This window comes from Nannocystis pusilla (genome assembly GCF_020073745.1).
Lineage (GTDB): Bacteria > Myxococcota_A > Polyangia > Nannocystales > Nannocystaceae > Nannocystis > Nannocystis radixulma.
Genome location: NZ_JAIRAU010000039.1, coordinates 104,045 through 119,382, shown reverse-complemented (window position 1 = coordinate 119,382; position 15,338 = coordinate 104,045). Strand labels below are relative to the sequence as shown.

12 protein-coding genes and 1 tRNA gene are annotated in these 15,338 nt (G+C 71.5%); 6 read left to right on the top strand and 7 right to left on the bottom strand.

Annotation, left to right across the window (positions count from 1 at the left end):
• Positions 1–225 precede the first annotated feature (225 nt).
• Complete coding sequence (uvrA, locus tag K7C98_RS28200) at positions 226–3,117, bottom strand: excinuclease ABC subunit UvrA (protein ID WP_431312842.1); 2,892 nt, start codon at positions 3,115–3,117, stop codon at positions 226–228.
• 162 nt (positions 3,118–3,279) lie between these two features.
• On the opposite strand from uvrA, the gene K7C98_RS28195 reads away from it, so the two are divergent.
• A tRNA-Leu gene (locus tag K7C98_RS28195) sits at positions 3,280–3,359 on the top strand.
• Positions 3,360–3,618: 259 nt separating this feature from the next.
• Here K7C98_RS28195 and K7C98_RS28190 read toward each other — a convergent pair.
• The 5 genes from K7C98_RS28190 to K7C98_RS28170 all read right to left on the bottom strand — a co-directional run bounded on the left by K7C98_RS28190 (position 3,619) and on the right by K7C98_RS28170 (position 8,948).
• On the bottom strand, positions 3,619–4,614 hold the full coding sequence (locus K7C98_RS28190; protein ID WP_224194883.1) for a hypothetical protein: 996 nt from the start codon (positions 4,612–4,614) through the stop codon (positions 3,619–3,621).
• Positions 4,596–5,474, bottom strand: coding sequence for a hypothetical protein (locus tag K7C98_RS28185; RefSeq protein WP_224194882.1), 879 nt, complete (start codon positions 5,472–5,474; stop codon positions 4,596–4,598). The genes K7C98_RS28190 and K7C98_RS28185 overlap by 19 nt, the downstream gene beginning before the upstream one ends.
• A 168-nt stretch (positions 5,475–5,642) precedes the next feature.
• Positions 5,643–6,749, bottom strand: coding sequence for a hypothetical protein (locus K7C98_RS28180; protein ID WP_224194881.1), 1,107 nt, complete (start codon positions 6,747–6,749; stop codon positions 5,643–5,645).
• Between the two features lie 133 nt (positions 6,750–6,882).
• Entirely contained in the window at positions 6,883–8,289 is a 1,407-nt protein-coding gene (locus K7C98_RS28175) for a HAMP domain-containing sensor histidine kinase (protein ID WP_224194880.1), read from the bottom strand.
• On the bottom strand, positions 8,286–8,948 hold the full coding sequence (locus K7C98_RS28170) for a response regulator transcription factor (protein ID WP_224194879.1): 663 nt from the start codon (positions 8,946–8,948) through the stop codon (positions 8,286–8,288). The genes K7C98_RS28175 and K7C98_RS28170 overlap by 4 nt, the downstream gene beginning before the upstream one ends.
• 194 nt (positions 8,949–9,142) lie before the next feature.
• On the opposite strand from K7C98_RS28170, the gene K7C98_RS28165 reads away from it, so the two are divergent.
• Positions 9,143–9,715, top strand: a complete 573-nt coding sequence (locus tag K7C98_RS28165) for a hypothetical protein (RefSeq protein ID WP_224194878.1) — start codon at positions 9,143–9,145, stop codon at positions 9,713–9,715.
• Positions 9,705–11,126: an OmpP1/FadL family transporter gene (locus K7C98_RS28160; RefSeq protein WP_224194877.1), complete on the top strand. Its 1,422-nt coding sequence runs from the start codon at positions 9,705–9,707 to the stop codon at positions 11,124–11,126. The genes K7C98_RS28165 and K7C98_RS28160 overlap by 11 nt, the downstream gene beginning before the upstream one ends.
• A gap of 60 nt (positions 11,127–11,186) precedes the next feature.
• Here K7C98_RS28160 and K7C98_RS28155 read toward each other — a convergent pair whose 3' ends face one another.
• Complete coding sequence (locus K7C98_RS28155; RefSeq protein ID WP_224194876.1) at positions 11,187–11,801, bottom strand: fasciclin domain-containing protein; 615 nt, start codon at positions 11,799–11,801, stop codon at positions 11,187–11,189.
• Positions 11,802–11,938: 137 nt separating this feature from the next.
• On the opposite strand from K7C98_RS28155, the gene K7C98_RS28150 reads away from it, so the two are divergent.
• Genes K7C98_RS28150 through K7C98_RS28140 form a run of 3 tightly spaced genes read left to right on the top strand, consistent with a single transcriptional unit; the run spans position 11,939 to position 15,218 of the window.
• Entirely contained in the window at positions 11,939–12,997 is a 1,059-nt protein-coding gene (locus K7C98_RS28150) for a hypothetical protein (protein ID WP_224194875.1), read from the top strand.
• Between the two features lie 22 nt (positions 12,998–13,019).
• Positions 13,020–13,424, top strand: coding sequence for a PaaI family thioesterase (locus K7C98_RS28145; RefSeq protein ID WP_224194874.1), 405 nt, complete (start codon positions 13,020–13,022; stop codon positions 13,422–13,424).
• A gap of 39 nt (positions 13,425–13,463) precedes the next feature.
• Entirely contained in the window at positions 13,464–15,218 is a 1,755-nt protein-coding gene (locus tag K7C98_RS28140; RefSeq protein ID WP_224194873.1) for a thiamine pyrophosphate-binding protein, read from the top strand.
• Positions 15,219–15,338 lie beyond the last annotated feature (120 nt).

Here is a 15,338-nt window from a genome sequence, read left to right as displayed (position 1 = left end):
ACGGGCAGAGTCGTCGCGTCGCAAGCGGCGCGGGGGCGTGACGGGTGTATGGCCGGACCGCGGTGATTCCGTGGCGCGTGTCCCGGACCTGTCCTCGGAGACATGCTGAACGAGGTGTCCGATCCTGATTCAATGTCCAATGATACATGTCCATCGGGACATGTTCGGTTCGGGCGGCACGAAGCCGCGCCTGCCGGGCGGCGAGGCGCGGTCTCGTGGCTCGCCTCACTTGCGGCGCAGGAGCGGGGCGAGGAAGCGGCCGGTGTGCGAGGCCTCGACCCTGGCCACCTCCTCCGGGGTGCCCTCGGCGATGACGAGGCCGCCGCCCTGGCCGCCCTCGGGGCCGAGGTCGATGATCCAGTCGGCGCACTTGATCACGTCGAGGTTGTGCTCGATGACGAGGACGGTGTTGCCGGCGTCGACCAGGCGCTGGAGCACGTGGAGCAGGCGGGCGATGTCCTCGAAGTGGAGGCCGGTGGTCGGTTCGTCGAGGACGTAGAGCGTGTTGCCGGTCTGCACCTTGCACAGCTCGCGGCTGAGCTTGACGCGCTGGGCCTCGCCGCCCGACATCGTCGTGGCGGTCTGGCCGATCTTCATGTAGCCGAGGCCGACGTCGACGAGCGTGTTCAAGATCCGCTTGAGCGGCGGGTGGTTTTCGAACAGCTCGAGGCAGTCGTCGACGCTCGAGTCGAGGATCTCGGCGATCGTGCGGCCCTTGTAGGTGACGCCGAGGGTCTGGGCGTTGTAGCGCTTGCCGGCGCACACCTCACACGGGACGTAGACGTCGCTGAGGAAGTGCATCTCGACCTTGATGACGCCGTCGCCCTGGCAGGCCTCGCAGCGGCCGCCCTTGACGTTGAAGCTGAAGCGGCCGGCCTTCCAGCCGCGCGCGCGCGACTCGGGCAGCTGGGCGAACAGCTCGCGGATCAGGTCGAACGACTTGGTGTAGGTGCCGGGGTTCGAGCGCGGGGTGCGGCCGATCGGGCGCTGGTCGATGGCGATGACCTTGTCGAGCTTCTCGAGGCCGCTGAGGCCCTTGTGCGCGCCGACGCGATCGAGGCTGCCGTGCAGCTTGTTGGCCAGCGCGGGCAGGAGGATGCCGTTGACGAGCGAGCTCTTGCCGGCGCCGCTGACCCCGGTGACGGCGACCAGGCCGCCGAGCGGGACGGTGACGTCGATGCCGCGGAGGTTGTGCTCGGCGGCCCCGAGCACCTTGATCTTGCCCCTGGCCGGGCGACGCCTCGAGGGGACGGCGATCTCCTTGCGGCCGGAGAGATAGGCGCCGGTGAGGCTCTCCTTGCAGCGCGCCAGCTCCTTGGCGCTGCCGCTGAACACGACCTTGCCGCCGAGGTGGCCGGCGCCGGGGCCGAAGTCGACGACGTGGTCGGCGGCGCGGATGGTGTCCTCGTCGTGCTCGACGACGAGGACGGTGTTGCCGAGGTCGCGCAGGTGCTGCAGCGTGCGGATCAGCCGCTGGTTGTCGCGCTGGTGGAGGCCGATGCTCGGCTCGTCGAGCACGTACATGACGCCGCTGAGCTCGGAGCCGAGCTGGCTGGCGAGGCGGATCCGCTGGGCCTCGCCGCCGGACAGCGTGGGGCCCGAGCGATCGAGGGTGAGGTAGTCGAGGCCGACGTTGAGGAGGAAGGTGAGGCGGGCGGCGATCTCACGCAGGGCGCCCTCGGCGATGGTCTGCTGCGCGCGGGTGAGGGTGAGCGAGGCGAAGTGCTTGCTGGCCTGCTGCACGGTGAGGGCGGTGGCGTCGGCGATGCCGACGCCGGACACGCGCACGGCCAGGCTCTCGGGGCGCATGCGCTTGCCGCCGCAGGCGTCGCACGGGGCCTCGCGGAAGTACTTGCGGTAGTAGTCGCGCGCGGCCTCGCTGTCGGTCTCGCGGAAGCGGCGCATGAGGTTGGGGATCACGCCCTCGAACTTCATGCCCCAGGTGCCCTGCGAGGCGCTGTTCTCGCTGCCCCACTTGACGGCGATCTTCTGCTCGCCCTGGACGCCGAACAGCACGGTGTCGCGCTTCTTCTTGGACAGCTTGTTCCAAGCGATGTCGAGGTCGACGTCGCAGGCCTCGGCCAGCGCCTCGACGATCCGGAAGGTCCAGCCCTCGCCGCGCTCCATCGCGGAGGCCCACGGGGCGATCGCGCCGTCGCGGATGCTGAGGCTGGGGTCGGGGACGACGAGGTCGGGCGCGGCCTCGTTGCGGGTGCCGAGGCCGTTGCAGTCGGGGCACATGCCGAGCGGGCTGTTGAACGAGAAGCTCTGCGGGCTGAGCTCGGGGAAGCTCTTGCCGCAGCAGCTGCGCGACTCGGAGAACTGCAGCTTGGGACCCGAAGCCCCGCCCTTGCCCTCGGCCTCGGCGCGCACCTCGCCCTTGCCCTCGCGCAGGGCGAGCTCGACGCTCTCGGTGATCCGCCGCCGATCCTCGGGCCGCGCGGTGATGCGGTCGACGACGAGGGCGATGGTGTGCTTGAATTTCTTGTCGAGCTTGGGCGGATCGTCGAGGCGGTGGATCTCGCCGTCGACCTCGACGCGGAGGAAGCCGCGGCCGCGCAGCTCCTCGAACAGGTCCTTGAACTCGCCCTTGCGGTGGGTGACGAGCGGGGCGAACAGGGTCAGCTTGCAACCTGGCGCTTCGGCCAGGAGCGCGTCGACGATCTGCTCGGGCGAGGAGCTGCGCACCGGCTTGCCGCAGTCGGTGCAGTGCTGGGTGCCGACGCGGGCGTAGAGGACGCGCAGGTAGTCGTAGATCTCGGTGATCGTGCCCACGGTCGAGCGCGGGTTGTTCGACGCGCTCTTCTGCTCGATGGCGATCGTCGGCGACAGACCGCGCAGGTGCTCGATCTTGGGCCGCTCGAGCTGGCCCAGGAACTGGCGCGCGTAGGCCGAGAGGCTCTCGATGTAGCGGCGCTGACCCTCCGCGTACAGGGTGTCGAAGGCGAGGCTCGACTTGCCGGAGCCGCTGACGCCGGTGAACACGACGAGCTTGCGCTTGGGCACGAACAGCTCGTCGATCTGCAGGTTGTGCTCATGCGCTCCCTTGACCTCGATGAAGTCGGGCTCGCGCACGGGGCTCAGGCGGCCGGTCCGTTCCGACGAAGGAGTGTCCACCGCGCCGTGTTAGCACGCGTTTTCGCGCCGGCGGACACTGCCGCTCGTCTGTGCAGGTGAAAGTTTGCGCACGTGTCCGGGTGTTCAGGTGCGATCTCGCGCGAGCCGGTCGACCGTGCCGCCTTCTCAACGACGCCAGGTGCTTCTATTAAGAGGGCCCGCGCCCGGGTGGTGGAATCGGTAGACACAGGGGACTTAAAATCCCCGGCGCAAGCGTGCGGGTTCGAGTCCCGCCCCGGGCATAGCGACCGTCAGGCTCCGGTGAGGTGACCGGGAGCAAACGCCGTCCTGGCGAGGGCGGCGGAGATCGCGGGACGACGGTGGGCGCCCCGCGAATCCTCCGGCGAGGCCGCGGGTCGAGCCCTGCCGCGCCGGCGGCCGTGTCGCTCGCGCTGGGGCGGAACGTCCGCCGCGGCGAGGTCGGTGTGCACGTGTCTCATGGGATATGTTCGATGGGACATGCCATTATGGGCATGTCCTAGAGGGCATGTCCGATCGGGCTCACGGCCGGTTCTCGTCGGCCAGCCACAGCCAGTCGAACTCGCACTGGTCGACCGGGAGGACGTACGAGCGCAGGTTGTAGAGCGAGCCGGGGACGGTGCCGATCTTGACGTTGCTCTTGTCGCGGAGGTCGATCACGGCCGGCGACTCGGTCCCCATCGGCACGGCGACGACGGCGTCGGGGAAGTCGCCGACGAGGTCGTGGCGGCCGCTGGGGCGGTCGCAGACCCTCTCGTGAGGGCAGGCGTCGGCGAGCTCGGAGCTGGCGAGGAACTCGAGCGCGAGCGGCAACGGGCCCGGCAGCTCGAGGGTGTCGGGGACGCCGAGGGCGGCGACGAACACGCTGGTGTTGGCGATGTCGGGGCCGGTCCTGGCCAGCCGCAGCAGGCGAATCTGGCAGGTCTCGGGGTCGGCGTAGCCCGCAGGGAGGTAAGCGATGTTGACGCAGGCGCCGGGCGCGAACTCGGGGACGTGCGTGGCCGGGCCGTCGATGTGGACGCTGAGCTCCTGCGTGGCGTCGCACTGGAGGTTGCCCGCCTGACAATCGGCGGAGACCGTGCACTGGCGGAAGAGCAGGGTCTGGTCGTCGGGCTTGCCGGTGAACACGGCGTTGACGACGCTCCCGAGGTCGTTGCCGCAAGTGGCCGGCGCCGGCGCGTGGGTGATGCGGACGGCGAGATCGGGGACGTCGGGGATCGTGCACATCGCCGGGTCGTCGGTGGTGGACGAGTCGGTGCCGGTGGTGGTGTCGCTGGTGGTCGAGGTCGGGTCGCTGGTGGTGCCGGTCGTGGTCGTCTCGCCGATCGGATCGGTGGTGCCGGTGGTCGACGTCGTGGTGGTGCCGGTCGGCGGATCGAGGGTCGAGCCGGTCGACGTCGTGGTGGTCGCGGTGGTCGCGTCGGTGGCCGCGACCTGCGGTTGATAGAAGCAGCCGCCGATCGCGAGGACGGCCAGCGCGCCCGGGCGGGCGCGGGGGTTCAGAACCGCTGCTCCCATACGAGTCCCACCATGGTCGGGCCGACCACCGGAACCATCGCGTGGGCCTTCGCGCGGCGCTTGAGGCCGATCGCCAGCATCGCCGCGCCGGCGCCGAGGAGCACGGGGGCGGCGACGAGGCCGACGGTGGCGAGGGTGTTCATGGAGCGGCCGGTGCGATCGAACTCGGCGCAGGCGCCGGTCGCGTCGCTCGGGGGGCACATGTTGGCCGGGTCCTCGTAGCTGCGCTCGGCCTCGCGGGCGCGCACGAGGCCGCCGATGAACAGGCCGAGCGAGGCGACGCCGCCGGCGAGCACGACGCCGCCGCCGATGGCGAGGCCCTTCCACGCGAGGGCGGGCGCGGCGTCGGGTGGTCGTGTACCGGCGGAGACGACCGGGGCGGGCTCGGCGGGCCTGTCCGGCTCGGGGGGCGGGTCGACGGGCTTGGGCTCGGCCGCCTCGACGGCGGCGCGGAGCTGCTGGCGGACGTCGTCGATCTGGGCCCCGAGCGCCTCGCCGGGGTAGGCGGCGGCGTATCCGGTCGCGTAGGCGTCGAGCACCGCGAGGCCCTCGCGCAGCACGCTCTGGCCGGCGCCGTTGACGAGCGTGTGGCGGTAGGACTCGGCGATGTAGTCGAACACGGCCTGGCGGTTGTCGCGGTTGGCGGCCGTCTCGCTCAGGAGGTCGGCGGCGGCGGTCCAGGTGCGCGCGGCGTCGAGGTAACGGCCGCGGTTGTACTGCTCCTGGCCCTCGCGGAACTTGCGGTCGAAGCCGACGAGGTCGTCGGCGGCCGGGGCCGCCCGCGCGGTCGCGTGGGGGCCGAGGGCCGTCGACAGGACGAGGAGTGCGGCGAGGGGCGCTCGCGCCCACCGGTTCACCATCGCCGCACTCTAGCACGCACACGCGGACGTGTGGGCCCGGCGAGTTCGCGCGCGGCAAAATCGCCCGGCGCAGGATCGCGCGCCGGGGTCACATGTCTTTCGCAGCCTGTCGCAGAGAACATGCTGGTATGGGCATGTCCTGATGAACATGCTCATGCGGGCATGTCCTCAGGGCCGGATCTCGTCGGCGATCCAGATCCAGTCGAACTCGCACTGCGCGGGGGCGACGGCGTACGAGCGCAGGTTGAACAGGCTGCCCGCGACGTCGCCGATCTTGTTGTTCTGCTTGTCGAGCAGGGGCAGCTTGAGCGGCTCCTCGGTCTGCATCGGCACCGTGGCCTCGACGCCGGCGGCCTGACCGACGAGGTCGTGGTTGCCGGTGGGCTGGCCGCAGACCTCGCCGCCGAGGCACGGCGCGACCAGCTCGGCGGTGACGGACAACCCGAGGATCTCCGGCCAGGGGGCCGGGAGCGCGCCGGTGGCCGGGACGCCGCCGGCGGCCGCGTACACGCTGGTGGTCTTGATGTTGGCGCCCGTCTTGCCGATCCGCACGAGGGAGCTGCTGCAGGTGCTGGCGTCGGCGAGGCCGGTCGCCTGGTAGGCGAGGTTGATGCAGGTGCCCGGCGCGAGGTCGGGGACGTGCGAGGCGGGGCCGGCGATCTTCAACGTGACGCTCTGCTTGGGCGCGCACTGCTTGTTGCCGGCGAAGCACTCGTTGGTGGCGAGGCACTCGCGGAACTTGAGGGTGTGGTCGTCGGGCTTGGCCTCGACCACCAGGGTGAGCGCGGTGAAGCCGAGGCAGTTGGGCATGGGGCTGTGCTGCACGGCGAGGCCGAGGTCCGGCGCGGCCTGCAGCGAGCAGAGGTCCGGCATGCCGAGGTCGAGGTTGGGCCCGAGGGTGTCGCTCGCGGCCATCGAGGTGGCGTCGCTGCCGTCGCCGGTCGAGGTCGCGGCGGCGGTGTCGTCGGTGGTGCCCGGGCTGGTGGTCGCGGTCTGCGTCGTCGCGGCGGTGTCCTCGGTGTCGCCGCTGGTGGCGGTGTGGCTGGTCGGGGTCGTGGGGCTCGCGCTGCTGTCGGTGCCCTGGCTGTCGCCGTGGCTGGTGGTCGGCTCGCCGGTGGCGCTGCCGGGGCTCTGCGTCGCGCCGTCGGTCGCGCCCGGGGTGTCGCCCGAACTGCTGTCGGAGAGGCCCTGGGTGACGTGGTAGGCCGGGTTCGGCACCGTGCAGGCGGCGAGGAGCACGACGCACGAGCCAGGCGAGCGAGGGGGGCGACGCATGACGCGAGGCTAGTCGGCGCGCGCGTGCGCCCGCAAGGGGTCCGGCAGGGCGGCGGGGCGCTGCGCGAGGCGCGTCAGGACGGGCCCGCCGGGGGGTCCTGGAGGAAAGGACATGGCTGAAAGGCCAGGTGCTTCACGGGGCCGAGCCCGGATCGGCGAAGGCGAGGTGCAGGACCATGCGCGCGCCGCCGGTGTGGCGGGTGTCGAGCGCGAGCCGACCGCCGCTGCCCTCGGTGAGGCCGCGGGCGATCGCAAGGCCGAGGCCGGCGCCCTCCTGGTTCTCCCCGCCGGCGCCGCGGAAGAACGGGGTGAAGATGTGCGGCTGATCCTCGACCGGGATCCCCGGGCCCTGATCGACGACGGCGAGCTCGACCCCGCTCTCGACGACGACGACCTCGATGCGGACCTCGCCGCCGGGCGGGCTGTGCACGACGGCGTTGTCGATCAAATTGCGGAGGGCGCGGGCGAGGTCGGCCGCGGCGCCGCGCACTTCGACGGGAAACTCGGCGAGCGCGTGCGGGACGGTGATCGTGACCCCGCGATCGTCGTCGTGGCCGCGGGCCATCCGCACCGCCTCGCGCACGACGTCGGCGACGCGGGCGCGAGCGCGGGTGGCCGGGGCGCCGCCCTGCGCCCGCGCGAGCCGCAGCAGGTCCTCGGCGAGGGCGATGAGGGCGTCGACCGACGACAACATCTCGGTCAGCGCGGCGCGGTACTCCTCGGCGGTGCGATCGCGGCGCAGGGCCAGCTGCAGCTCGCCGCGCAGCGAGGCCAGCGGCGAACGCAGCTCGTGGGCGGCGTGCGAGATGAAGCGCCGCTGCGACGACACGACCTCGTCGAGGCGGCTGATCATGTGATCGAGGTCGGAGGCGAGGGCGCGCGTCTCGTCGGCGCCCATGGTCCGCGGGTCGCCGAGCCGCGCCGCGAGGTCGCCCTCGGCGACCAACCGGGCGACGCGCGCGACCGAGTGCACGTCGCGCGCGAGGCGTTCGCCGAGGATGCGGGCGATCACGGCGGTGGCCCCGACGGCGAACACGAAGATGGCGAGCAGGAGCTCGAACAGGGTGGCGGTGTCGTCCTCGACGGTGCTCTTGCTGACGGCGTAGAGCAGGGCCTCGCCCTGATCGCCGGTCGGCATGACGACGCCGCGGAGGCGCGTGTCGCCGACCTCGAGGTCGACGGCGACGCCGTCCCACGGGACCGGGCGACGCAGGCCGAGCGCCTCGAGCGAGGGCGGGGCGCGGCCGTCGAAGCTCTCGGAGGCGGTCTCGAGCTCGTGGCCGGGGCCGTACACCGCGGTGTAGCGCGGGGTGGGATCGATGCTCTCGGGCACGTCGGCGTGGCCCTCGTCGAGCGGGTGCCCGGCGGCGTAGGTGCCGGGCAGGTGCTGGGCGAGCGCGGTGGCCTGGCGGAACAGGGCGTGGTCGAGGTCGGAGGTCTCGAGCGCGCGGACCAGGATGTAGAGCGGGACGAACGAGAACGCGAGGGCGACGACGGTGACGCCCGTGACGACCGCGACCAGGCGGTTGCGGAGCTTCATGCCTCGTTCTGCCAGCGGTAGCCGACGCCGCGCACGGTCTCGATGCGGGCGGCGTGCTCGCCCAGCTTGGTGCGCAGGTTCTTGACGTGGACCTCGACGACGTTGGAGCCGGGGTCGAACGACAGCTCCCAGACCTTCTGCAGCAGCTCGGTGCGCGGGACGACGCGCCCGGCCTCGCGCACGAGGTAGCTGAGGAGCAGGAACTCGCGCGGGGTGAGATCGAGCCGGCGGCCGGACAGCGTGACGGTGCGCTCGTGACGATCGATCCGGACCGGCCCGACCTCGAGGTAGCGATCGCCGTGACCGCGGCGTCCGAGCGCGCGCACGCGGGCCAGCAGCTCGCCGAGGTCGAACGGCTTGGGCAGGAAGTCGTCGGCGCCGGCGTCGAGGCCGGCCACGCGCTCCTGGATCTCGGCGCGCGCGGTGAGCATGAGGATCGGCATGGTCGCGCCGGCCGAGCGCAGGGTGCGGCACACGGTCAGTCCGTCGACCGAGGGCAACATCCAGTCGAGGATCACGAGGTCGTAGCTGATGCTGCGGCTCTGGGTGATGGCGACGCCGCCGTCCTCGACGAGGTCGACGACGTAGCCTTCCTCGGCCAGGGCGCGGAGCAAAAAGCTGGCGAGCTTCTTGTTGTCCTCGACGATGAGGATCTTCATCGCGCGGATGATAGCGCCGGTCGTGGCGCGCGTCGGGGTGGCGCGACCGCAGGCGCGGCCGAGGCGCGACCCGGGAGGACCAACCGAGGTGATGCGTGGGCGCGAGCGCAAACTGCGCAAATGGCGGTGAGACCTGACTCGGGCAGCAGCGGGTCCGACTCGCGGCGGCGGTCAAAGCGAGTATGCTTGCAGCCGTGACGCGCGCCTCCAGACGTCTCGCGCTCGCGCTGCTGCTCGCGAGCGCCGCCTGTATCCCCTCCGGCGAGCTCGTCGCCATCGACGGCGGTCACCGCATGGTGGCCCGCGATCCGCAGTCGGGGATCAGCGTGGTGCTGACGACGGGCGCCTGGCAGGGGATCCCGAGCGACCTCGACGAGCAGGTCACGGTGCTCCACGTGCTGGTCGCCAACCTCGGCAACCGGCCGATCCGCCTGGCGCCCGGCGACATCGACCTGATCGACGAGCGCGGATTCCGGCGCGATCTCCTCGACGCCGGCGGCTCGTTCGTCCAGGCCGGGCAGAACGACAACGGCTACCACCCCGGCCGCCAGCTCGACTTCGGCCGCATCGAGTGGGTCGGCGGCGACGTGGCCTCGTCGGCGCTGCCGTGGGGCGTGCTGGTCCCGGGCACGTCGATGCGCGGCTACGTCTACTTCGAGCGCGTCGACCGGGCCAACGCGGCGACGCTGACCTGGCACTTCCACGACAGCGACAGCCGTCCGGTCGTCGACCTCACCTTCGACCTCTACGTCGCCCGTGGCTCGTGAGGCCGACGCTCGCGGCCGCTCGAGCCGCACGCCCCGGGCCTGTCTCTCGGGACTGGTCGTCGTCGGCGCGCTCGCCGTCGGCCTGCCGGCGCGCGAGGCCGCGGCCGGCAACCGCGAGACCAACCCGCTGAGCAACGAGGCGGCGCTGGCCGGCGGGGCGGTGACGGCCCTCGGGCGCGACACCGGGACCATCTACTACAACCCGGCGGGGCTCGGTGCGGTCCGTCGCACGCAGTTCAACCTGTCGACCCAGGCCGGCCAGTTCCGCGCCCGCATCGTCCCGTACGCGGCGGTCGCCGACCTGCCGGGCGGGACGCGCGACGCGGCGACGCTGAGCAGCCTGCAGGCGCTGGTGATGCCGTCGTCGCTGGCGGTCACGCGCCACCTCGGCCGCGGGGTCACGGTCGGCGTCGGCTACTTCGCGCCCGACTACGACTACTACGACTACAACGCGGTGCTGCGCGGGGCCGGCGGGACCACCGAGTACGACGCGCGGGTGCAGGTCGACGGCTGGATCTACCGCTACCACGCCGGCCCGGCGATCGGCTGGCAGCCGCACCCGCGCTTCCGCATCGGCATGACGCTGTTCGGCACCTACGGCTGGCAGCGCGAGGAGACGCGGATCTGGATCGACACGGCCTCGGGCACGCCGGAGTCGCGCACCGACGCCACGCGCACCTACGACTACGACAGCAAGCGCTCGGTGTTCGGCGGCGAGGTGGTGGTCGGGCTGCAGTGGGAGTTCGTCAAGAACCTCCACCTCGGCCTGACCTTTCGGACACCTCGCTTCGTCGCCTTCGAGGCGAGCCGCAGCTACGAGCTCAACACCTCCAACGTCGACCGCCCCGGCGACGGCGACGACGAGTACAAGTTCGAGTTCGACGACTCGCCGGAGCCGTCGGCCCGCGGGCGGGTGGCGCCGATGCGGCTCACGGCCGGGGTGGCCTACGCGCTGCCGCGCCGGCGCGGCTGGATCAGCGGCGAGATGGACTACAGCCCGGGCCTCAAGCTGAGCGCGCGCGACATCAACATCCGCCCGCTGTGGAACGTGCGCGCCGGAGCCCGCCTGCGCACCGCGGAGCGGCTGTACTTCGGCATCGGCGTGTTCTCGGACCGCGACGACGAGGTCCACACGCACAAGTTCCCGCACTTTCGCATCAACTATTACGGGCTCACCACCGGGGTCGAGTTCTTCTCGCCGGTCCGCCTCGGCAAGGGCGAGCGGGCGCGCAGCATCGTGTTCAGCACCTGCATCGCGGTGCGCTACAGCTACGGCCAGGGCTCGGCGGCCCAGATCGCCTTCGATCTGCGCGACGCGCCCGCCGGCAATGTCGGCTACGAGATCGGCACGGTCAACCGGGTGGCCTTCCACCTGTTCGCCGGCCACCTCGGCATGGGCACGTACTTCTAGTCCGGGGGCCAGGTTTCTCGGGACATGTTCCGAGAAACCTGGCTCAAGGGGAAGGCCTGTTCACTTCTTCTTGGCGCCCGGCTGCAGCACCTTGTCGATGACGTGGACCATGCCATTGCTGGCCGGGAGGTCGATCTCGAGCAGCTTGGCGCCGTCGATCGTCATCTCGGAGTCCTGGCTCTGCACGATCGGCAGCTCGGGGCCGGCGGCGGTCGGCGCGGTGCGGTAGTTGCCGATCTTCGCGGTGTCGTTGATGCCCGGGATGAAGTGGTACTTGAGCGCCTTCTGCAGCTGATCCTTGTTCTTCTTCCACTTGTCGAGGGTGCCCTTGGGCAGCTTGGCGAACGCCTCGTCGCTGGGGACCAGCACGGTGAGGTTGACCTCGGGGCTGGCGAGCTCCTTGTCGAGCTCCGCCACGACCAGCAGCTCGGCGAAGGTCTTGCCCTTCTCGAGGCCGCCGACGACGCCGATCAGGTCCTTGGCCGCGGGCGCCGGGGCGGGCTCGGGCTCGGGCTCGGCGGCGGCGGGCTCGGGCTCGGGCTCGGGCGCGGTCTCGGGGGCCGCCTCGGCCACCGGCTCGGGCGTCTCGGACGCGGAGTCCTTCTTGCACGCGACGTTGGTGGTCGCGGTTGCGCTCGCGACGAGCAGGGACAGTGCGATGAGTCTCAAATTCATGGCCGAGGGCCCTCCGAGGTCACGGTAAACCGCGGACGCGGGGGCGGCAACATTTTATGTCGGGCCCCGCTTGACGGGCACGCGACGGGTGAGCTGTGCTGTTGACGATGTTTTGCTCGTCTCGCTGTATTCCTCTCGTGCTCTCCGGTGTGTTCTCTGCGGGCCTCGTGCTCGCGGCCTGCGGTGACTCCGGCGACGGTACGGCGACCGCCGGCGTGACGGCGACGACGCCGACGAGCGAGTCGATGACGGGCGTGACGACGGTCGAGCCGGGCCCGACGAGCTCGAACAGCGACAGCGAGAGCGACGGCACGAGCGAGGGGACGGGCTCCCAGTCGGGGACGACCACGGGGGCTGTGAGCACCTCCGGCCCCGAGCCGACCACAGGCCCGACGACGACGGGGACGACGACGCTGACGACCACGACCTCGCCGTTCACCACCGGCGAGGACACCGACACCGGCTGGTGGGAGACGACCACCAGCGGCGACATGTGCAAGCCCAACATCGACATCGTGTTCGTGATGGACGTGTCGACGTCGATGTCGGCGATCTTGCAGAAGCTGGCCCAGGAGATCCTGGTGGTCGACCAGGCGATCGCGAACCTCGACGTCGACACCCAGCCGAACTACGGCCTGGTGGTGTTCGTCGACGACGCGACGCTGATCAACAACGGCACGCCGTACGCCGACGCGGCCTCGCTGCAGGCCGACTTCATCCAGTGGAGCAACTTCACGCAGAGCAACTCGCAGACCGACGGCAACGGCTCCAACGGCGACTGGCCGGAGAACACGATCGACGGGCTGTACCTGGCCGCGTTCGGGTTCCAGTGGCGGCCCGTCGAGTCGACGCTGCGGATGATCATCCACACCACCGACGACACGTTCGGGGACAAGGGGGCGGTCCAGAGCGGCGAGGTGGTCCAGCACAGCTACGACGAGACGGTGCTCGGCCTGCAGGAGCGCGAGATCCGCGTGTTCAGCTTCGTCGACAACGACAAGACCGGGGGGCCCGGCAACAACCAGGACGTCAGCATGGGCTTTTTCACGCCCTACCAAGGGAAGACCCCGATCCCGCAGGCGACCGACGGCGGGGCGTTCAACATCAACGACGTGTACGAAGGTCAGCTCAGCCTGTCGGCCGCCATCAATCAGTCGGTCGAGGACAGCCTGTGCTCGCAGTACATCCCGATGTGAGGCCGTGCTATAAGCGGCGGCGATGACGGCCGCCGCGATCGCCACTCACCCGCGGATCGACCCCAGCCTGTGCGGCGCGCCGGTCACGGTCGCGCCCGGGCGGGCCGAGGTGCGGCTGGTGGCGACGCCGGTGATGGCCGCCGACGACCACGGCCTGTGTCACGGCGGCTTCGTGTTCGGCGCCGCCGACTACGCGGCGATGCTGGCTGTCAACGACCCCAACGTCGTGCTCGGCTCGGCGACGGTCAAGTTCCTCAAGCCGGTGCGGGTCGGCGAGGCCGTGCTGGCCCGAGCGACATGTTCCAGCGAACATGGCCGAAAGCGCATGGTCGCGGTCGAGGTCGTGCGCGAGGCCGGCGGCGAGGTCGTGTTCAGCGGCGAGTTCGTGTGCTTCGTCCTCGACAGGCACGTGCTCGCCGCGCCCTGAGTTCCACCCGACGAGTTCGAGAGCCGAAGGAGAGCGACGATGGACGGAGGAGACCGGATCGCCGAGGTGCTGCGCCGACACGGCGTGCAGTTCCTGTTCACGCTGTGCGGCGGACACATCTCGCCGATCCTCGTCGGCGCCAAGCGCCGGGGGATCCGCGTCGTCGACGTCCGCCACGAGGTCAACACGGTGTTCGCCGCCGACGCGGTGGCCCGCATCACCGGCGTGCCCGGGGTCGCGGCCGTGACGGCCGGGCCCGGGCTCACCAACACGATCACGGCGGTGAAGAACGCCCAGCTGGCGCAGTCGCCGGTGATCCTGCTCGGGGGCGCGGCGGCGACGGTGCTGAAGGGCCGCGGCGCGCTGCAGGACATCGACCAGATGGCGCTGATGCGGCCGCACGTGAAGTGGGCCCACGCGGCCCGGCGCGTGCGCGAGCTGGTGCCGGCGCTCGAGGAGGCGTTCCGCGTCGCCCAGGAGGGCGTGCCGGGGCCGGTGTTCCTCGAGTGCCCGGTCGACCTGCTGTACAGCGAGGACGTGGTCAAGAGCTGGTACGTGGCCAAGACCAAACCCGGCCAGGCGCCCAGCCTCGGCGAGCGCGCGCTGGCGACCTACCTCGGCTTCCACACCTGGCGGATGTTCGCCGGGGCCGACGACGCCCGCCCGCAGACGCCGAAGCCGGTGCCGCCGCCGCCGCTGGCCCGCGACGAGCTGCGCGCGGCCGCGGAGGCGTTCGCGCGCGCCGAGCGGCCGGTCATCGTGGTCGGCAGCCAGGCGATGAGCATCCCGGGCGAGGCGCGCGGGATCGCCTCCGCGCTCGAGGCGATCGGCGCGCCGGTCTACCTCTCGGGCATGGCCCGCGGCCTGCTCGGTGCCGGCCACCCGTTGCAGATGCGGCACGCCCGCAAGGCCGCGCTCAAGCAGGCCGACCTGGTGGTCCTCGCCGGCGTGCCGTGCGACTTCCGCCTCGACTACGGGCAGAACATCAGCCGCAAGGCGGTGCTGATCGCGGCCAACCGCAGCGAAGAAGAGATGCAGAAGAACCGCAGCCCGGACGTGCCGGTGCTGGCCGACGCCGGGCGGTTCCTGCAGGGGCTCGCCGGTCGCCTCGCGGCCGCGGGGCAGGTCCGCGATCGCACCGGCTGGGTCGCCAAGCTGCGCGTCGCCGACGACGCGCGCGACAACGACATCGCCGCGCAGGCCGCGGCCGCGCCGACCGCCCCGGAGGCGCTGGTGAACCCGCTCCACCTGTGCCGCCGGATCGAGGCCAACCTCGACGACCACAGCCAGCTGGTCGCCGACGGCGGCGACTTCGTCGCCACCGCCTCGTACATCGTTCGCCCGCGGGCGCCGCTGTCCTGGCTCGACCCGGGGGTGTTCGGCACGCTCGGCGTCGGCGCCGGCTTCGCGCTCGGGGCCAAGCTCGTGCGCCCCGAGGCCGAGACCTGGATCTTCTACGGTGACGGGTCCGTCGGTTACAGCCTGAGCGAGTTCGACACCTTCGTCCGCCACAAGGTGCCGGTCATCGCGGTCGTCGGCAACGACGCCTGCTGGGCCCAGATCGCGCGCGAGCAGGTCGAGATCCTGGGCGACGCCGTGGGCACCGAATTGAGCCGGACCGACTATCACCGCGCCGCCGCGGGCTTCGGCGCCGTGGGGCTCGAGATCCGTGAGGCCGCCGCCGTCGACGGCGTGATCGCCGAGGCCAAGGCGGCCGCCAAGGCCGGCTCGCCGGTGCTGATCAACGTCCACCTCGCGGGCACCGACTTCCGCAAGGGCTCCCTGTCGATGTGACGACCGCCGGCACTCGCGCGTTCGCGAGTGCCGATGCTCCGTCGTGAGACGCACGCGGGCGCCGCCGCGGAGCGCCGCGGGCCGGCGCTCATGGGGCTTGCTGTGTGCATGAACCTGCGC

Coding starts and splice junctions, on each gene's coding strand:
- K7C98_RS28190 (WP_224194883.1), bottom strand. CDS start 4,614: ATGGGAGCAGCGGTTCTGAACCCCCGCGCCCGCCCGGGCGCGCTGGCC.
- K7C98_RS28185 (WP_224194882.1), bottom strand. CDS start 5,474: ATGGTGAACCGGTGGGCGCGAGCGCCCCTCGCCGCACTCCTCGTCCTG.
- K7C98_RS28180 (WP_224194881.1), bottom strand. CDS start 6,749: ATGCGTCGCCCCCCTCGCTCGCCTGGCTCGTGCGTCGTGCTCCTCGCC.
- K7C98_RS28175 (WP_224194880.1), bottom strand. CDS start 8,289: ATGAAGCTCCGCAACCGCCTGGTCGCGGTCGTCACGGGCGTCACCGTC.
- K7C98_RS28170 (WP_224194879.1), bottom strand. CDS start 8,948: ATGAAGATCCTCATCGTCGAGGACAACAAGAAGCTCGCCAGCTTTTTG.
- K7C98_RS28155 (WP_224194876.1), bottom strand. CDS start 11,801: ATGAATTTGAGACTCATCGCACTGTCCCTGCTCGTCGCGAGCGCAACC.
- K7C98_RS28145 (WP_224194874.1), top strand. CDS start 13,020: ATGACGGCCGCCGCGATCGCCACTCACCCGCGGATCGACCCCAGCCTG.
- K7C98_RS28140 (WP_224194873.1), top strand. CDS start 13,464: ATGGACGGAGGAGACCGGATCGCCGAGGTGCTGCGCCGACACGGCGTG.